This window comes from Variovorax sp. P5_A3, assembly GCF_056400665.1.
In genome coordinates this window covers 1-983 of the sequence record NZ_JBFUKW010000069.1, presented here as the reverse complement: position 1 = coordinate 983, position 983 = coordinate 1, and the positions used below count along the sequence as shown (strand labels likewise).

Below are 983 nucleotides of genomic sequence, written 5' to 3'. Positions count from 1 at the left end.
GCCGTGAACAGGTCCGCCACGAGGCCGTAGTCGGCCACGCTGAAGATCGGCGCTTCTTCGTCCTTGTTGATCGCGACGATCACCTTGGAGTCCTTCATGCCGGCCAGATGCTGGATCGCGCCCGAGATGCCCGCTGCGATGTACAACTGCGGCGCGACGATCTTGCCCGTCTGGCCGACTTGCCAGTCGTTGGGGGCATAGCCTGCGTCGACGGCTGCGCGGCTGGCGCCCAGGCCTGCGTTGAGCTTGTCCGCGAGGGGCGCCATCACTTCGGTGAACTTCTCGGCGCTGCCCAGSGCCCGGCCGCCCGAGACGATGATCTTGGCGGCCGTCAGTTCAGGGCGTTCGCTCTTGGTGACTTCACGGCCCACGAAGCTCGACTTGCCGCTGTCGGCCACGCCGTCCACGGTTTCCACCGCTGCGCTGCCGCCGGTGGCTGCTGCTGCATCGAAACCCGTGGTGCGCACGGTTGCGACCTTGATCGCATCGCTGCTCTGCACGATGGCGATCGCGTTGCCTGCATAGATCGGGCGCTCGAAGGTGTCAGGGCTGTCGACCTTGGTGATGTCGCTGATCTGGGCCACGTCCAGCTTGGCGGCCACGCGCGGAGCGACGTTCTTGCCGTTGGCCGTGGCCGGGAACAGGATGTGGCTGTAGTTCTTCGCGATCGCCAGCATCTGGGCGGCGACGTTCTCGGCGAGGTTCTCGGCCAGGCTCGGGCTGTCGGCCACGATCACCTTGGCGACGCCTGCGACTTGGGCCGCCGCCTTGGCGGCTTCGGCGGCGTTCGCACCAGCCACGAGGACGTGGACATCACCGCTCGCACAGGCAATCCCTGCGGTCACGGTGTTCAGGGTCGCCGGCTTGAGCGTGGCGTGGTCGTGTTCGGCAATAACAAGTACGGTCATGATCAGATCACCTTCGCTTCGTTCTTCAGCTTGTCCACCAGCGTGGCGACATCGGGCACCTTGATGCCGGCGCCG

The 983-nt window shown here is 66.0% G+C and carries 1 protein-coding gene; it reads right to left on the bottom strand.

From position 1 onward, the window contains the following. On the bottom strand, positions 1 to 908 hold a 908-nt coding region (locus AC1D3B_RS36180), incomplete at its 3' end, for an electron transfer flavoprotein subunit alpha/FixB family protein (protein ID WP_478195471.1). Between the last annotated feature and the right edge of the window lie 75 nt (positions 909 to 983).